The sequence below is a fragment of the Pseudenhygromyxa sp. WMMC2535 genome (genome assembly GCF_011083025.2).
This window is the reverse complement of sequence record NZ_JABJWV010000001.1, coordinates 1552629-1568294: the sequence shown is the minus strand read 5'-3', so window position 1 is coordinate 1568294 and position 15666 is coordinate 1552629. Positions and strand designations below refer to the sequence as shown.

Sequence of the window (15666 nt, the reverse complement as noted above, 5' to 3'; positions counted from 1 at the left end):
CGAGGTCAATCGCCGGTCGAGGAGGCCCCCGGAGGCCGCTGTGAGCGCGCCGCGGCGAGCTCGGCCCGCAGCTGCTCGCAAAGCGCGAGGATCGTCGCGGGGTCGAGGCCGACGAGCTCGCGGCTCATCCCCTCGACCACGGGGCGCAGCTCGGTGCCTGCGAACATCGACATGTTCATGGCCTGGACGGCGACCTGGGTCAGGTGCAGCGCGGCCTTGGCCCAAAACCCGAGCCCGAGCATGGCGAAGCCGACGACCAGGCGCTCCGCTCGTGGCTGGCTGCGCCTTCGCATGTGTCGCATGCACTCCGGCGTGGGCGCGGGCGAGCCGTGCTCGACGATGACCAGGACCCCGATGTTGGCGCGGCGCTCGAGCAGCTCGTCGATCAAGTCCGACGCCCGGTCGACGTCTTCGATCTCGGTCGGCGCCCCGTCGATGGCGCGAATGACGAGCGCCCCATACTCGGCGAGCACCTCCGCGTCCGTGCGGTGGTGAATCTGCAGCATGCACCCGAGATGGTAACGCTACTTTCCGCGCTCGCCGACGCCGGCGAGGAAGCCCCGCGGTGGCACGCAGAACACGGGCTCTTCGCGCAGGCCCTCGGCCGCGAAGATCGCGTTGGCGGCGAGCAGGCCCGCGCTGTAGGAGGCCTCCATGAGCATGGCGGGGAAGGGGAGCTTGACCCAATCGCCGGCCAGGAAGAGGTTGGGCAGCTCGGTATCCCAGCTCGGCCGGCTGGCGTGCTGTCCGACGTGAAAGGCGGGGAAGTCCCGGCGGATGTAGAAGTCCTCGTGGAGGACCTCGGCGTCGACGAGCGCGGGGAAGAAGGTGCGCAGCTCGTCCATGAAGGCGGCGCGCAGGGCCGCCTCGGCGGCGTCGTCGATGGCGCCCCCGGCGATGTCCTCGGGGACGGCGTAGCAGTGCAGCTCGAGCACGCAGCCGCGGCCGCCGGCGGCCCTGCGCTCGGCGACCCAGCGCGCGGACTCGCCCTCGTTGATGTGCACGAAGGTCAGGGCGTCGAGCACCCGATCGCGCTCGGTGATCACGAAGCCGGGCATGCCCTCGGGGTCGCAGTCGGCGTCGAGCCACAGGCGCCAGACCGAGTAGCGCTGGCCGGGGGTCAGGCTCGCTACCCCGGCGGCGCAGCGCGGGGCGGCGGCGGCCAGGGCCGGGGAGGCCTGGAAGAGAGCTCGCGTCCCGACCACGTCGCTGGCGATGACCAGGTACTCGAAGGGCTCGCCGTCGAGCTCGAAGCGGCCCTGGGCGTCGAGGGCGACGGTCTCGACCGCGCGCCCGGTGTGGATCTCGACCCCGTGGCGCTCGAGGTAGTCGCGCAGCGGGCGGATCAGCGCGATCTCGTAGTCCTCGTCGAGCAGGTCGTAGATCAGCCCGCCGTCGTTGCTGAGGTAGTAGAAGTGGAAGCTCTTGATGAGCTCGGCCATGGACATCTTCTCGGCGTCGGAGAAGAACGCGCGCGAGAAGGTGTTGAAGACCAGGGCCAGGCTCGCGGGCAGCTGGGCCGCGGCGGCGAATTGGGCGTAGGAGACCTCGTCCCACTCGGCGAAGGTCCGCTCCGGGTCGTAGCGCAGCAGGGCCTCCATCTGCGTCCGGGTCTGGCGTCCGCTGACCTCGCGCAGGCGGTAGACGCCCTTGCGCGCGAGCGAGAGCAAGTTGAGCAGGGGCGTGGTCGCGACCCCGGCGAAGGAGTAGCGCTGGCCGTCGCGGGTCAGGATCATGTAGTCGCCGACGCTGCGATAGTGACGATCGATGCCGACCCCGGCGAAGAATTCGTTGAGGTTGTAGTAGTGGCGAAAGAAGGCGTGGAAGCCGTGGGTCATGCCGATCTCTCGGCCCCCGGGCATGGTCGTCTGCCACGCGCCGACCTTGCCCCCGAGGTAGTCGTTGCGCTCGATCAAGGTCACGCTGAAGCCCCGCTCGGCGAGCTTGGCGGCCGCGCCCAGACCGGCGAGCCCAGCGCCGACGACGGCGACGCGGCGAGGCTCCTGGAGGGCGTGGGGCTGGCTCGGGTCGGGCTGGTTGAAGGCGTGACGGTAGCCGCCGAAGCGGCGCTCGATCCAGCGGGCGATCCAGCCCTTGCGCGCCTCGTCTCGGGGTTCGGCCATGGTCCGGTGGCCTTATCATGGGGCCGCTCCGCGGTCGAACGCGGGGGCCCTCGGGCGCAAATTCGACGCATGGGCGCTGGCGTGGGGCGCGTCCATGACGGCGAGGTGGACGGCGGGCGGCGGCCCGGTGACGCAGCCGAGTGCCGCTCGGGCCGGCGCATGTCTCGAAGAGTTCACCGAGGCGTGATCGCGCGGTGAAGGCTCACGGACAGATTGCGCTCGAACCCAACGAAGGCAGCGCCAATGTCCGCTTATATCGTCAAGAACCTCGAGCCCACCGACTTCGACGCGCTCATGACCCTCGAGGAGGACGTGTTCGGCGCGGAGGGTGAGTCGACCCTCGGCCCCTACTACGTCCGGCTGTGCTGTGACTTCTTCGGTCAGCACTGCTTTTTGTGCCTCCACGAGGGCAAGCCCGCGGGCTACCTGCTCAGCTTCGTGCGCGAGCGCGAGGCCTACTGCACGACCTTGGCGGTGGTCCCCGAGTTCCAGGGCACGCGCTGCGTCGCGCTGCTGCTGCGCGCCTTCGTGAGCTCGATCGCCGACCGCGTGGACTCTTGCTGGTTCACGGTCAAGGAGGACAACAAGGCCGCGCGGGCGCTGCACGCCTCGCTGGGCGCGACGGAGACCGGCGTGCGCCAGGGCTTCTACGGCCCCGGCGACGAGCGCATCGTGTCGAAGATCGACGCCGAGGCCTTCGCCAAGCTCCGCGCCCGCTACGAGCGCCTCGGCCTGCTCCAGCGCCGCGCCGAGCCCGAGCTGGCCACGCCCGCGCCGATCCCCTCGATGTCCGTGGGCGCCCCCCTGATGACAGGGATGACGGGGACCACGGGCGCGGTGGCGCTCGGATGAACGCCCCGGTCGAGTCGGGGCTCGACGCTGCGCTCGAGGTCGGCCCCGCCGGGCTGCTGCCGCGGCTCGCGGCCGGCCCCGCCGCGGCGCTGCGCTCGAGCCGACGCTTTGGCCGGACCTCGATGTTCCTGGTCGACTTCGCCCACCACGTGCGCCGGGAGCTGCGTGCGCTGCCCGACGACGCGGCCTCGACCCTGCGCCGTCAGGGCAGCATGGCCTTCGCGGCCGAGAACCTGTGCGTGCTCTCGGGCTTCGCGACAAATGCTCGCGGCCCGCTGCCCGAGGGGCCGGCGATCCTGATGTGCAACCACGTCAGCTGGCAAGACCCGCTGCTGGTCGCCAACGTGGTCCCGGCGATCCCCGTGGCCAAGCGCGAGGTCGGCGAGTGGCCGATGGTCGGGGATCTGGCCCGCGGCCTCGACGTGCTGCTCGTCGATCGCGCCAGCGCCCACAGCGGGGCCCGGGTGCTGCTGCGCGCCCGCGAGCTGCTCGCCCGCGGGGCCTCGATCCTGACCTTCCCCGAGGGCACCACGACCACGGGGGAGGACATCTTGCCCCTGCGCCGCGGGATGTTCGGCGTGGCCGCCCAGATGGACGTGCCGGTGATCCCCATCGCCCTGCGCTACCGCCACGCGGACGCGTCCTGGGTGGGCGACGCCAACTTCTTGCCCCACTACCTCGAGACCGTGGCGCGGCCGCAGACCATCGCCGAGCTGAGCTTCGGCGCCCCGCTGCACGCCGAGGCTGGCGAGGCCCCCGAGGCCTTCGCCGAGCGCACCCGCGCGGTCATGCGCGCGCTGCTGCGCCAGCGCTGACCTCGACCCACCGGGCTCTTTGGTCCCCGATCTCCCCTGATTTCCCCGATGCGACCCGAACCCGCCTCCGCCTACCTGGCCCACGGCCAGATCAATTGCTTCCGCCTCCCCTGCGCGCCGCAGACCCAGCTGGGGGATCCGCAGCGCTTCGCCGGCGCCAAGGCGGTGATCCTCGGCGTGCCCTGGGACGGGGGCACGACCTACCTGCCCGGGGCCCGCGTGGCCCCCTACCACGTGCGTCGCGTCAGCGCGCTGGTGTCTTCTTTTCACCCCAAGCACCGCCTCGACGTGTTCGAGCACGCCCCGGCCCTCGACGGCGGCAACATCCCGCTGAGCCCCTTCTTGCCGGCGATGATGCGCGAGGCCGTGCAGGCCGAGATCGCCGCGGTGCTCGCCGCCGGGGCCTCGCCCTTCGTGATCGGCGGCGACCACTCGATCACCGCGCCGATCCTCCGGGCCGTGCACGCGGCCCACGGTCCGGTCTGTGTCGTCCACGTCGACGCCCACTTCGACACCAGCGATGGCGCGCTATGGGGTGACGACTTTCACCACGGGACGCCGATCCGCCAGGCCCTCGAGGCCGGGCTGATCGCCCCCGGCGGCCTGTTTCAGGTCGGCCTGCGCGGCGGCTGGAAGGACGGCGAAGAGGCGGCGATGAGCCTGGCCCACGACGCCCGGATCTACCCGGCGTCGGTCTTCGAGGGGCGCAGCGCGATCGAGATCGCCGACGAGATCAAAGCTGGGATCGGGGATCGTCCGGTCTACCTGAGCGTCGACGTCGACGGGGTCGACCCCGCCTTCGCGCCGGGGACCGGCACCCCCGTGCCGGGCGGGTTGAGCAGCCGCGAGCTCTTTACCTTGCTCGACAACCTCGCGGGTGTGAAGATCGTGGGCATGGATCTCGTGGAGGTCTCTCCGCCTCACGACCACGCGGACGCGACCAGCAACCTGGCCGCGCACGCGCTCTTCGCCGGCCTCGGCCTGCTCGCCTACGAGCGGGCCCGGGACGCCGCGCAGGATCAACGCCCACGGTGAATTCCTCGTCGCTGCCACTCGCCCTCGATGGGTTCCTTTCCCCAAGCAGCGCGCGAGCTGCCCGAGTTGGCTACGCTCTACGAGGTCCTCGAGACCTTCGGGGACCGCGCCGAGCCCCACGTCCTGGCTACCGTGGCCCACGCCGGCGTCGAGTTCCCGATCGTCGCGGCCGTGGTTGGGGCCGCGCGAGCTGACGCGCCGACCCTCGCGCTCTTCGGCGGCGTCCACGGCCTCGAGCGCATCGGCACCCGGGTGGTGCTCGCGGCCATGCACACCCTGGCCCAGTTTTTGACCTGGGACCACGTGCTCGACGCGACCTTGTCCGAGGTCCGCCTGCTCTTCGTGCCGCTGATCAACCCCGTCGGCATGTGGCTGCGCCGGCGCAGCAACGCCCGCGGCGTCGATCTGATGCGCAACGCGGCGCCCTACCCCGAGGCCGCGGCCACGCCCCTGGTCGGCGGCCAGCGCCTGAGCCCACACCTGCCCTGGTTTCAAGGTGAGCGCGGAGCCATGGAGGTCGAGGCGCGGGCGCTGTGCGAGGCGACGCGCGAGTGGGTGCTCCCGGCGCGGCGGGCCGTGGCCCTCGACGTGCACTCGGGCTTCGGCACCGTGGACCGGCTGTGGTTCCCCTACGCCCACACGCGCCGGCCCTTCCCGAGCGTGGCGGAGGCCTACGCCATGTCCTGCCTGCTCGACGACACCCTGCCCAATCACGTCTATGTGATGGAGCCGGTCTCGCGCAACTACACGGTTCAGGGCGACCTCTGGGACCGGATCTACGACGAGTACACCGGCGGGCGGGCGTTCTTGCCGCTGACCCTCGAGCTCGGCTCGTGGCTGTGGGTCAAGAAGAACCCGCGCCAGCTCTTCGACGTGCTCGGCGGCTTCAACCCGATCCGTCCCCACCGCCTGCGTCGGACCTTGCGCCGGCACCTGCCGCTGATCGAATTTCTGCTGCGCGCCGTGGCCAGCGAGCGCGCGTGGTCGGGCTTCGACGCGCACGAGCGCCAGCGCCTCGAGTCGGCGGCTTTCGCCAAGTGGTTCGCCTGAGCGCCAGCGGCGACCGAAGGGCGTGGGCGGGCACGCGGGGGCAGGCAGAGATTGCGGAGCAGACCTCCGCGGGCGCGCCGGCAAGCGTCACGCCGTGGTGATCCCGCCGTCACCCTCGCTCGACAATTGGGGCTTGGCCTCGCGGGCGGGATCATCCAGAGTCCGCGCCATGGCCCTCGACCGTCGTCGTTTCTTGATCACCTCTGGTGCCGCCGGCCTCGCCGCGGCCTTCGCCAGCCTGGCCGGCAGCAAGCGCGCCGTGGCCAGCGATCGCTGGGGCCCGCTGGTCTCCGACCCCGCCGGGATCCTCGATCTGCCCGAGGGCTTCAGCTACATGATCCTCGAGGAGGCCGGGGGGGCGATGAGCGACGGCTACCGCGTGCCCGGGCGGCCCGACGGCATGGCTTGCTTCGCCGGCCCCGACGACACGCTGATCTTGCTGCGCAACCACGAGATCAGCCTCAACGACACGGACCTCGGCCCCTACCTCGACGGCCAGGAGGTCGCGCCCGAGGCCTACGATCCCGAGGGCATGGGCGGCGTGACCCGGGTGGTGGTCGACGCGAGCAGCTACGAGCGGATCTCCAGCAACCTCGTGCTCGTGGGCACGGTCCGCAACTGCGCCGGCGGCCCGAGCCCCTGGGGCTGGCTGAGCTGCGAGGAGAACACCGACATCAACGGCGACTACCGCCACGGCTACGTGTTCGTGTGCCCGGCCGACGCCGAGTCCGTGCAGCCGGCCCAGCCGGTCCCCGGCTACGGGCGCTACAACCACGAGGCCGTCGCCGTCGACCCGTCCAACAACTACGCCTACCTCAGCGAGGACCGGACCAACTCCTGCCTCTACCGCTTCGTGCCCGAGAGCGTCGACACGCCCTTCACGGGCAAGCTCCAGGCCCTCGCGGTTGTCGGTCAGCCCGGCTACAACACCTTGCTGATGGCCGAGGGCGAGGTCGTCGAGATCACCTGGGTCGACCTCGAGGACAGCGATCCCGACGAGGACACGCTGCGCGAGGAGGCTCAGGACAAGGACGCGGCGATCATCATCCGCGGCGAGGGCATGTGGTTCTTCGAGGGGCAGGTCTACGTCTGCTCGACCAGCGGCGGCCCGCTGGGCAAGGGCCAGATCTTCCGGCTGATCGACGACCCCGAGGCGCCGACCCTCGAGTGTGTCGTCAACGCGACCGACACGAGCGTGCTCGACAACCCCGACAACATCACCGTCGCGCCCTGGGGCGAGGTGTTCATCGTCGAGGACGGCGACGGCGAGCAGTACATCCGCTGGATCGATCAATTTGGCGAGGTCTGCACCTTTGGCCGCAACGCCCTGAGCGACAGCGAGATGGCCGGGGTGTGCTTCTCGCCCGACGGCGAGGCGATGTTCGTCAACATCCAGGTCGACGGGCTGACCTTGGTGATCACCGGGCCCTTCGTGGCTGACGAGGGGGAGAGCGCTGACACCGGGGATACGGGCGAGACCGGCGACACGGACACGGCGGGCGAGGGCGAGGGCGAGGGCGCTGGCGGGAGCGAGGGCGACGAGGGGGACAGCGGCGGGAGCGGGGGAGACGAGCTCGGTGAGAGCGATGGCGACGCTGGCCTCGGGGACACGGAGGACGCGGGCTGCGGGTGTTCGACCAGCGACGAGGGTGTGGGCACGTCGCTGACGGCTGCGCTGGCGAGCGCCGCGGCAGCGCGCGCGCTGCTCGGCAGCTCGCGCGATGGGGGCGGCGAGGACGAGTGAGCCCCCGCGCGTGGGGCCCCGGGTTATGATCGGGGCATGGCCTCTCGCGTGACCACGGATCCGGTGTCTCCAGGCCATCAGCCTGGGGACACCGCTGGCGAGCCGGCTCAGGCCGAGCCGGTTCACTACGCCTTCCCCTCACCCGGGGAGGCCATCGCTCACCAGGGCGCGAACTACTACATCGGGAAGCCCATTGGTCAGGGCTACTACGGGATCGTCTACGACTGTAGCGACGACTGGGGCAGCGAGCTGGTCGCGAAGGTGCTCAAGCCCATGGGCAGCTTCCAGGAGGTCGCGGATCGCTGGCAGCGGGAGGCCGCGGTGCTGACCACCATGCGCCACCCGAACATCACCTACATCCACGACGCCTTCGTGTTTCGCAACCTGTTCTACCTGGTGATCGAGAAGTGCCTCTATCCGCTCTCGGCGGAGCTGCACCTGGCCAGCGAGCTGTGGCTGCCCCAGCTCGCCCGGGACGTGCTTCAGGCCATGGCCTACATCCACCGCGCGGGGTGGGTGCACAAGGACATCCACGTCGGCAACGTGTTCGTCAGCGCGACCAAGGACCCCTTCGACGAGAGCCGCCAGCCGGTGATTGGTTTCAAGCTCGGCGACTTCGGGATCTCACGCATGGAGGGCAGCATCCGCCCCCACGGCTCCGAGCTGGCGATGTGGACGTTGCCGCCGGAGGCCATCGATCCCAGCCTCGGCCCCATCGACCGGCGCGTCGACATCTATCACGCCGGCTTGTTGTTCTTGATGGTCATCCACGGGCGGATCCTGCAGTTCGGCCAGGAGCAGATCCACGCTGGGGTGCCAGCGCAGATGGCGGCGGATCTGGACTCGATCTACGCGCCGGCGCTCGCGCGGGCGCTCGCGCCCGACGCGAAGCGTCGGACACCGACGGCGCTGGATCTCTGGCGCGACATCTCCGCCTGCATGCATCAGGAGAAAAAAACGTAAAAATAGAAACAAGAGCTACGTTTTGTGAGTTTTATCGCTCAAGATTGTTAGTTTTTTGTCTGGAAGCTACCGAAACTATTTTCAACAATGAGGGTAAGCAAGATCGCAGAGGCGCGGATGATGCGCAGCTCGTGATCCAAGGCTGAGTGAGAGAGGATTCCAGACAATGAAGAACCTGCGACTGCTTCCCATCCTGCTGACTGGGCTCACCTTGGGCCTCACCGCGTGTGGTGACAAGAACGCCGAAGATGGCGACGATACCGTCGGCTCCACCTCCACCACCGAGGGTGAGGAGGGTACCGACGACACCACCACCGGTGGAGAGTCCAGCACGACGGCGGGCGAAGAGAGCACGGCGGACGAGGGCACGACCTTCCTGATGACGGACGTCCCCGGGACGGAAGAGTCCTGTGATCCCTGGGCGCAGGACTGCGCCGATGGCGAGAAGTGTGTGGCCTACGCCAGCAGCGGCGGCGGCTGGGACGCCAACAAGTGCGTGCCGGTCATGGGCGAAGGCCAGATTGGTGACTCCTGCAGCTACGCCGGCGCGGCCGAGGGGACGGACGATTGTGGCGCGGACTCGTGGTGCTGGGACACGGACGAAGAGGGCCAAAACGGCACCTGCATCCCGTTCTGCTCCGGCTCGGCCGACGACCCGATGTGCGACGCCGGCAGCTCGTGCACCATCGCCAACGACGGCACGATCAACGTCTGCCTGCCCACCTGCGACCCGCTGCTGCAAAACTGCGAGTCCGAGGGTAACTCCTGCTACTGGGACAACAGCGGCTTCGTCTGCGCCACGGCGACCGAGGACATCCCGACCAACGGCGAGTGCGGCTACATCAACGACTGCGTGGGCGGCAACCTGTGCGTCGACGCCTCCTACCTGCCCGACTGCGCCGGCTCGGCCTACTGCGACACCGACGACGGCGAGTGCACCGTCGACGGGACCGAGTGCGTGGCCTTCTGGGAAGAGGGCGAGGAAATCCCGGGTCTCGAAACCCTGGGTGTTTGCATCCTCCCCGGCTGATCCCGAGGAGCCCCAAAAAACCGGCCGGCGCCACCCCTGGGTGGCCCGGCCGTTTTTATTAGAGGTGCAGGACCTTGGCGTGCTCCTCCCCGGCGATCACCCGCAGCTCTCGCCACGAGCTGTGGTCGTTGAGCGCGGTCCAGCGCCGCTCGCTCTCGCGGTAGTGCCAGTCCATGTCGACGCGGTAGTGGAGCTGGAGATCGCGGGTCTCGAACACCTTGCGGATCTCGTTGCTGTGATAGTTGTGCGGGTCGAAGTCCGTGTCGGCGCGCTGGCCCATCTCGGCGTAGAGCTGGCCGAGGCTGATCAGCAGCTCGTCGACCTCGGGGGCGAGGGGCTTGGCGTCGAGGCCGATGCGCTGGGCCTCGCGCAAGGTGATTGGGTAGCCGTGGGCCGGGTAGTTGGCGTTGAGGGCCCGGGCGATCTCGGCGGCGCGCTGGGGATCCTCCATGTGATACGAGAGGATCTCCGAGCACAGCTTGATCGACAGCGAGCTCGCCCGATCCACGGCGCCGATGACCAGCGGGTGGACGTAGGGGAAGAGCGCGCCCCAGGGGTTTTGGGCCGCGGCCTCGGCCCCGGGCTCGGGCTCGGCGGCCTGCTCGCGCCACAGCCGGACCAGGCGGGTGAGCTCGTCGTGGCTGACGCTGACCCGGTCGTTGAGGTGGTCCACGGGGGAGAGCGCGTGGCGGATCGAGGTGTCGACGGCCGAGAGGTAGCCCAGCGGGCCGATGAAGATCTCGTCGGCGCCGAGGGCCAGCATGGTCGCGGCCGAGGCCGCGTCGAGGGGGACGAGGGCCGAGACGCGCTGGGCTCGGGCGCGCAGGATGTTGGTCATGCGCAGCGCGGCCGTGCCCTGGCCGCCGTCGGAGCGGATGAACAAGAACACGTGGTCGAGGGGGCGGCCCTGGGCCACGGCCCAGCGCAGCACGTGATCGAGGGCGAGCACGTCCTCGTGGCGCATGCTGGCCTTGGTCGAGCACCAGTAGGCGACGAAGGTCCCGCCGAGGACCTGCTCGAGGCGGGCGATGATCGGCTGGGTGCGGGAGAAGAGCACCGGCGGGCGGCGGATCTGCGGGCGCTCGCGCTTGCTGCTGACCGCGGCCGCGGGCTCGTCCGCGGGGGGATCGTTGGCCGCGCTCGTCGCTCCGACGCTGGCCTCGCCCTTGCCCTCACTCTCAGCCCCACCTGCATCGTCATCGTCATCGTCGCGCATCGGCCCGAGGATCCCACGCCCTCGCGGGCCGCTCAAACCCGTAGACTGCGGCGGTGACCGATCTCCTCGCTCGCTGGGTCCGCGCGCTCTTGCGCCGCCGTGGCCTCGCGCTCGCCCTGATCGCGCTCGCGCTGGTGCTCGCGGCCGCCGGGCTGACGAGGCTGCGGCTCAATTTTTCGTCGACGGCCTTCTACGGCGACGGCAGCGAGCAGGCCGAGGCCCTGGCCGACTTTCAGGCGCGCTGGGGCGCCGACGACAATCGCCTGCTGATCCTGATCACCCCCACGGACGAGGGGGGGCAGGAGGGGGAGAGGCAGGAGCAGGAGGGAGAGGACACCGGGGGCGTGCTGACGCCCGAGCGCCTGGCTGTGGTCGCGGCTATGGCCGAAGACCTGCGCGGGGCGGAGGCGGTCGCGGGGGTCATCGACGTCGCTCGCACGCCGCTGCCCCGGCCCCGCCTGGCCTGGCCCGGGCGCGCGGACCGGGGGCCGCCCGCGTCCACGAGCCTCGAGGCCCTCGCGCCGAGCCTGGCGGCCCTCGACGAGGCGGATCGCCGCGCGCTGCTCGAGCGCCTGCCCGTGGTCCCGGGCCTGCTCGCCGCCGACGGTCGAGCCATGGTCGTGGTCGTCGAGCTGGCGTTCTCCAGCGACGACGTGATGCGCACTCGAGCCGTGGTCGACGGCGCGCTCGGAGAGCGGATCGCGGCCCACGACGCGGCCCTGGCGGAGGTCGGCCTGCGCCGGGAGCTCGCGGGTATCCCGGCGATCCGCGCGGCCTTCTCCGCGCTCGTCTTCCACGACCAGGCGATCTTCGTGCCCGCGATGCTGGCGCTGATCGGCCTGGCCTTGCTGGTGATGTTTCGGCGCGTGCACGCGGTGGTGATCCCCGCCGTGGCCGCCGGGGCGCCGCTGCTCGCCCTGGTGGGGATCATGGGCTGGCTCGGGGAGCCGATCGGCCTGCTCAACCAGGCCTACTTCACGCTGCTGCCGGTGATCGCCGTGGCCGACGCGATCCACCTGGTCGCGCGCGTCCACGAGGAGCGCCGCGCGGGCCGAGGCCGCGAGGAGGCGATCGTCCAGGCGAGCGCCCAGGTCGGCCTGGCCTGCACCTTGACCACGCTGACCACGGCCGCCGGCTTCGCCTCGCTGGCCGTGGCCGAGGCGCCGATCCTCCGCGGCTTCGGGCTGTTCGCGGCTCTCGGCGTGGTCCTGGCCTTCGCCGTGGTCACGAGCCTGGTCCCGCTGCTGCTGAGCTTCGTGGGCGAGGAGGCCTCGCGCGGGGCCGCGCTGCCCGGTCCCGCCGTGGGCGAGGCCTGCGTGCGCCTGGCCTGCGCGCGGCCCAAGCTCGTGCTCGTCGCCGCGGGCCTGCTGGGCGCGGCCGCCCTGGTCCCGGCGTCGCGGGTGCAGGTCGACAACCGCCTGGGCGACCTGCTCGAGGCCGAGCACCCCGTGAGCCGGGCCAGCGACGAGGTCGACGCCTCGCTCGGGGGCGTGCTCGGCCTCGAGGTCGAGTGGCTGGCCGGCTCGCCCGAGCTCGACCTGCGCGAGCCGGCTGTGCTCGCCAAGGCCGCCCGCTTCGAGGCGTGGCTGGCCGCGCGCCCCGAGGTCCGGGAGGTCCGCGGCCCCGGCAGCGCGGTCGCCCGCGCCGGCGAGCTGATCGGGGAGCCGGCCGAGGTCCCCGCGACGCGGACGGGCGTCGACGCCCGCCTCGACGCCCTCGCCGGCTTCGCGCCCCTCGACACGATGCTCGCGCCCAGCGGCCGCGCGCTGCGGATCCACGCCGGCATGCCCGACGCGGGCGGCCGCGACTTCGTGGCCTTCGCCGCCGAGGCCGAGGCCGAGCTCGCGCGGATCTTGGGCCCCGAGTACGACCAGCTCGACCTGCGCGAGCAGCTCGAGGCGCGGACCACCGGCACGGCGCTGATGGCCTACCGCGGCGTCAACCGGATCACCGACGACCTGCGCCGCAGCTTCGCGCTGGTCTTCGCCGTGGTCGTCGTCGTCATCGCGCTGCTGCTGCGCAGCCCCTGGGCCCTGCCGCTGGGCCTCGTGCCCAACCTGCTGCCCCTGGTGTTCGGCTACGCGGCCGTGGGCCTGAGCGCGAGCGGGCTCTTGGATCCCCTCGCCGCGGTGATCTTGACCCTGGGGCTGGGCGTGGCCGTCGACGACACCCTGCACATCCTCGTGCGCACACGGGAGGCCCTCGCCGAGGAGGCGAGCCTCGAGGCGGCGCTGCGCCAGGCCATGGCGCACACGGGCCGCGCGGTGACCTGGACCTCGGTGATCCTCGCGGGCGGCCTGGCCCTCAACCTCGGCTCGTCCTTTCCGCCGCTCCAGATGCTCGGGTTACTCGGCGCCACGGTGATCGCCTTGGCGCTGGTCGTGGATCTGCTGGTGTTGCCCGCGCTGGTCATGGTCCTCGGCGGTCGCGGCCTCGTGCGCCGACGCGAGCGCCCACGAGCATGAATTGCGCCTGGACGCACCATTTGCAGAACTGCGCAGGGTTTGCGCGCGCACTGCGTGGCCGCGAATGGTTCACTGCGCTCAGAGGAACCATGACCAGCGAGCAACCCGCCATCTCCGACTTCATGACCGAGTTTCCTGCCACCGTCGAGGTGGGGATGTTGCTCGGCGACGCCCTCGATCGCATGTACCAGGACAACATCCGCCACCTCCCGGTGGTCGATGAGGCCGGCAAGTTGGTTGGCATGTTGAGCACCCGCGACGTCGCGGCCGCCGCTGCGCTGCGTGGCATCGAGCCCATGGCGGCCAAGGTCGAGGCGGCCATGGCCCCGGCGCCCTTCACCTGCGCCGAGCACAGCCCCCTGGTCGCGGTCATCGAGCGCATGGAGTCCGACCGCCTGGGCAGCGTGGTCGTCACCAAGGAGGGCAAGCCCAGCGGGATCTTCACGACCACCGACGCCATGCGAGTGCTCCGCAGCCTGCTCATGGGCAAGACCGTCGACCGCCTCGTCGAGCCCGACGTCGAGGCCAGCGACGAGGCGCGCGAGGAGCCGGCCACGCGCCCGCACATTCGCAGCGCCAGGCCGTCCAAGTACGACGGCATGGTGAGCTGGTTTTTGACCAAGGTCTGAGCGGGCCAAAACGAGACACGCCCAGCGCCCGCGCTGCGGGGCTGGGCGTGAATGCGCCGGCCAGGAGCTCCTAGGAGCCCGTGGTGAAACCCAACACGACACCTCGCTTGGTCTTTTCGCCGAGGGCTTTGTCGCCAAAACTGGCAGTACGCCCGGTACAGCGGCGTTTTGGCTTCGCGCCCTCGGCGAAAATCCCGGCGCGAGGAGCCGCGCTGGGTTCCACCACGGGCTCCTAGAGCTTGGTCACGAAGATCGCCACGGCCTCGATCTCGTCGGCGCTGAGCTTGGTCTTGAAGGCCTTCATCTTGGTCCCGTCGACGCCGTCCTCGATGACCTTGATGATCTTGCCCTTGGACATCTTGGAGCCCTGCAGCGAGGGGATGTCGACCTTCTTGCCGATGGTCGTGTCGCCGTTGCCGTTGGCGGCGTGGCAGGACTTGCACTTCTTCATGTAGACCTCCTTGCCGTCGGCCTTGGGTCCGGCGGGAGCCGCCGCCGGCTTGGGCTCGTCCTTCTCGGTGCCCGTCTTGCCCTTGGAGTCCGAGGTCTTTTCGGGGGCAGCGGCCGCGGCCGCGACCTCGGTGTCCTCGCCGTCGGTGGTGTCGCCCTCGGTGGTGTCGCCGCCGGTGGTGTCGCCGGTGGTGTCGCCGCCGGTGGTGTCGCCGGTGGTCTCGGCGGCGGGGGCCTCGGGCGGCGCCTCGGGGGGAGCTTCGACGTCGCCGGCCTTGTCGGCGTCTTCCTTCTTGTCGTCGGCCTTCGTGTCGCCACCCTTGTCGCAGGCGGCGGTGGTCAGGGTCAGGAGCAGGGCCGAAGCCAAGGGCAGGAGCAGGGTGGAGATGCGCTTCATGTCGGTCTCGAGCTTGGTCTGAAGGAGCCACAGCTTAGGCTGCTCGTTCGCGCGCACACAAGCGGTGAGGAAGGAGAAAATGCGCCATGGGCGCTGAGCCCCGCTGGGTTTTGAGGCGCCGGGCGAATTCGCGACTACAGTCTCAGCCATGCCAGCGCCCGAGCGTCCCCCTCTGCCGCCCGACATCACCGCGCGTATCGAGGCCATCCGGGGGGGCTTCGAGCGGGCCATGGGTCTGCGCTTCTCGTCCGTCGACTACGACGAGGTCACCGCGGAGCTCGAGGTCTTCGACGGGCTGCTCCAACCCTACGGCCTGGTCCACGGCGGGGTCTACTGCTCGATCGTCGAGACCCTCGCCTCAGTCGGCGCCGCGGTCAACGTGCTCCCGGAGGGCAAGCACACCGTGGGCCTCGACAACACGACCTCGTTTCTTCGCGCCGTCCGGTCGGGCAAGCTCCACGGTCGCGCGCGGCCCCTGGCTCGCGGCGGGCGGACCCAGGTCTGGGAGGTCGAGATCCGCGACGACGAGGGCCGGCTCGCGGCCTCGGGGCGCGTGCGCATGCTGGTGCTCGCGCAGGGCGCTTCGGTCGCGGGCGAGCGCGTCGAGGTCGAGGCGCTCGACCTCTCGCGCTGAGCCGAGGCGGTCGCCAATCATGGCGCGCTCGGGCGCCTGCGCCGGGGAGGTCTCGACTTCGTCGAGGCCTGGTCGCCGGGCTCGCGGGGGGCGAGGGCTATGGGTGGCAAGTTGGCCGGAGCAAGCGGCCCAAGGACGGGTTTTGCGTGACCCATGAATGGAAGCCGAGGGGCGGTGCAAGGGAGTCGGCTCGCGGATCTCGATCTCGGGGAGCGTCCGCGCCCTGGTCGGCGTTGGCTAGCAGCGACTGTTCTAGGAGCCCG

The 15666-nt window shown here is 70.7% G+C and carries 14 protein-coding genes; 10 read left to right on the top strand and 4 right to left on the bottom strand.

What is annotated here, in order from left to right; genetic code table 11:
• Positions 1-5: 5 nt before the first annotated feature.
• Together G6O69_RS05825 and G6O69_RS05820 are read right to left on the bottom strand one after the other, a co-directional pair.
• Positions 6-506: a hypothetical protein gene (locus G6O69_RS05825; RefSeq protein WP_172302537.1), complete on the bottom strand. Its 501-nt coding sequence runs from the start codon at positions 504-506 to the stop codon at positions 6-8.
• Between the two features lie 18 nt (positions 507-524).
• The gene (locus G6O69_RS05820; RefSeq protein ID WP_172302536.1) at positions 525-2123 is read right to left on the bottom strand and encodes an FAD-dependent oxidoreductase; all 1599 of its coding nucleotides are present in this window, start codon (positions 2121-2123) and stop codon (positions 525-527) included.
• A 243-nt stretch (positions 2124-2366) separates the two neighbouring features.
• Between G6O69_RS05820 and G6O69_RS05815 the strand changes: the two genes are divergently transcribed.
• The 7 genes from G6O69_RS05815 to G6O69_RS05785 all read left to right on the top strand — a co-directional run bounded on the left by G6O69_RS05815 (position 2367) and on the right by G6O69_RS05785 (position 9612).
• The gene (locus G6O69_RS05815) at positions 2367-2975 is read left to right on the top strand and encodes a GNAT family N-acetyltransferase (RefSeq protein WP_172302535.1); all 609 of its coding nucleotides are present in this window, start codon (positions 2367-2369) and stop codon (positions 2973-2975) included.
• Positions 2972-3790 (top strand): lysophospholipid acyltransferase family protein, encoded by an 819-nt coding sequence (locus G6O69_RS05810; RefSeq protein ID WP_172302534.1) that lies wholly within the window; start codon positions 2972-2974, stop codon positions 3788-3790. Before G6O69_RS05815 ends, G6O69_RS05810 begins: the two co-directional genes overlap by 4 nt.
• Before the next feature lie 48 nt (positions 3791-3838).
• Entirely contained in the window at positions 3839-4825 is a 987-nt protein-coding gene (speB, locus tag G6O69_RS05805; RefSeq protein ID WP_172302533.1) for an agmatinase, read from the top strand.
• A gap of 27 nt (positions 4826-4852) precedes the next feature.
• Complete coding sequence (locus tag G6O69_RS05800) at positions 4853-5875, top strand: DUF2817 domain-containing protein (RefSeq protein WP_172302532.1); 1023 nt, start codon at positions 4853-4855, stop codon at positions 5873-5875.
• Between the two features lie 169 nt (positions 5876-6044).
• Complete coding sequence (locus G6O69_RS05795; RefSeq protein WP_172302531.1) at positions 6045-7619, top strand: alkaline phosphatase PhoX; 1575 nt, start codon at positions 6045-6047, stop codon at positions 7617-7619.
• Between the two features lie 36 nt (positions 7620-7655).
• A complete protein-coding gene (locus tag G6O69_RS05790) occupies positions 7656-8582 on the top strand; it encodes a protein kinase (protein ID WP_172302530.1) in 927 nt (308 codons plus the stop codon).
• Positions 8583-8748: 166 nt separating this feature from the next.
• Positions 8749-9612, top strand: coding sequence for a ribulose phosphate epimerase (locus G6O69_RS05785; RefSeq protein ID WP_172302529.1), 864 nt, complete (start codon positions 8749-8751; stop codon positions 9610-9612).
• Positions 9613-9670: 58 nt separating this feature from the next.
• Here the strand turns inward: G6O69_RS05785 and G6O69_RS05780 are convergent, their stop codons facing one another.
• Positions 9671-10828 (bottom strand): hypothetical protein, encoded by a 1158-nt coding sequence (locus tag G6O69_RS05780; protein WP_172302528.1) that lies wholly within the window; start codon positions 10826-10828, stop codon positions 9671-9673.
• A gap of 53 nt (positions 10829-10881) precedes the next feature.
• Between G6O69_RS05780 and G6O69_RS05775 the strand changes: the two genes are divergently transcribed.
• Positions 10882-13293: an MMPL family transporter gene (locus G6O69_RS05775; RefSeq protein ID WP_172302527.1), complete on the top strand. Its 2412-nt coding sequence runs from the start codon at positions 10882-10884 to the stop codon at positions 13291-13293.
• A gap of 89 nt (positions 13294-13382) precedes the next feature.
• Positions 13383-13922 carry a CBS domain-containing protein gene (locus G6O69_RS05770; RefSeq protein WP_172302526.1) on the top strand — a complete coding sequence of 180 codons (540 nt, stop codon included), beginning with the start codon at positions 13383-13385 and terminating at the stop codon, positions 13920-13922.
• A gap of 232 nt (positions 13923-14154) precedes the next feature.
• On the opposite strand, the gene G6O69_RS05765 is transcribed toward G6O69_RS05770, so the two are convergent.
• A complete protein-coding gene (locus tag G6O69_RS05765) occupies positions 14155-14826 on the bottom strand; it encodes a cytochrome c (RefSeq protein WP_176396655.1) in 672 nt (223 codons plus the stop codon).
• Between the two features lie 172 nt (positions 14827-14998).
• On the opposite strand from G6O69_RS05765, the gene G6O69_RS05760 reads away from it, so the two are divergent.
• Positions 14999-15403, top strand: a complete 405-nt coding sequence (locus tag G6O69_RS05760; RefSeq protein ID WP_217910020.1) for a PaaI family thioesterase — start codon at positions 14999-15001, stop codon at positions 15401-15403.
• Positions 15404-15666: the final 263 nt, after the last annotated feature.

Bases quoted from the DNA above. Each gene is read 5' to 3' on its own strand.
- speB (WP_172302533.1), top strand. From the start codon at position 3,839: ATGCGACCCGAACCCGCCTCCGCCTACCTGGCCCACGGCCAGATCAAT.
- G6O69_RS05795 (WP_172302531.1), top strand. From the start codon at position 6,045: ATGGCCCTCGACCGTCGTCGTTTCTTGATCACCTCTGGTGCCGCCGGC.
- G6O69_RS05820 (WP_172302536.1), bottom strand. From the start codon at position 2,123: ATGGCCGAACCCCGAGACGAGGCGCGCAAGGGCTGGATCGCCCGCTGG.
- G6O69_RS05785 (WP_172302529.1), top strand. From the start codon at position 8,749: ATGAAGAACCTGCGACTGCTTCCCATCCTGCTGACTGGGCTCACCTTG.
- G6O69_RS05815 (WP_172302535.1), top strand. From the start codon at position 2,367: ATGTCCGCTTATATCGTCAAGAACCTCGAGCCCACCGACTTCGACGCG.
- G6O69_RS05810 (WP_172302534.1), top strand. From the start codon at position 2,972: ATGAACGCCCCGGTCGAGTCGGGGCTCGACGCTGCGCTCGAGGTCGGC.
- G6O69_RS05780 (WP_172302528.1), bottom strand. From the start codon at position 10,828: ATGCGCGACGATGACGATGACGATGCAGGTGGGGCTGAGAGTGAGGGC.
- G6O69_RS05770 (WP_172302526.1), top strand. From the start codon at position 13,383: ATGACCAGCGAGCAACCCGCCATCTCCGACTTCATGACCGAGTTTCCT.
- G6O69_RS05760 (WP_217910020.1), top strand. From the start codon at position 14,999: ATGGGTCTGCGCTTCTCGTCCGTCGACTACGACGAGGTCACCGCGGAG.
- G6O69_RS05790 (WP_172302530.1), top strand. From the start codon at position 7,656: ATGGCCTCTCGCGTGACCACGGATCCGGTGTCTCCAGGCCATCAGCCT.
- G6O69_RS05800 (WP_172302532.1), top strand. From the start codon at position 4,853: ATGGGTTCCTTTCCCCAAGCAGCGCGCGAGCTGCCCGAGTTGGCTACG.
- G6O69_RS05825 (WP_172302537.1), bottom strand. From the start codon at position 506: ATGCTGCAGATTCACCACCGCACGGACGCGGAGGTGCTCGCCGAGTAT.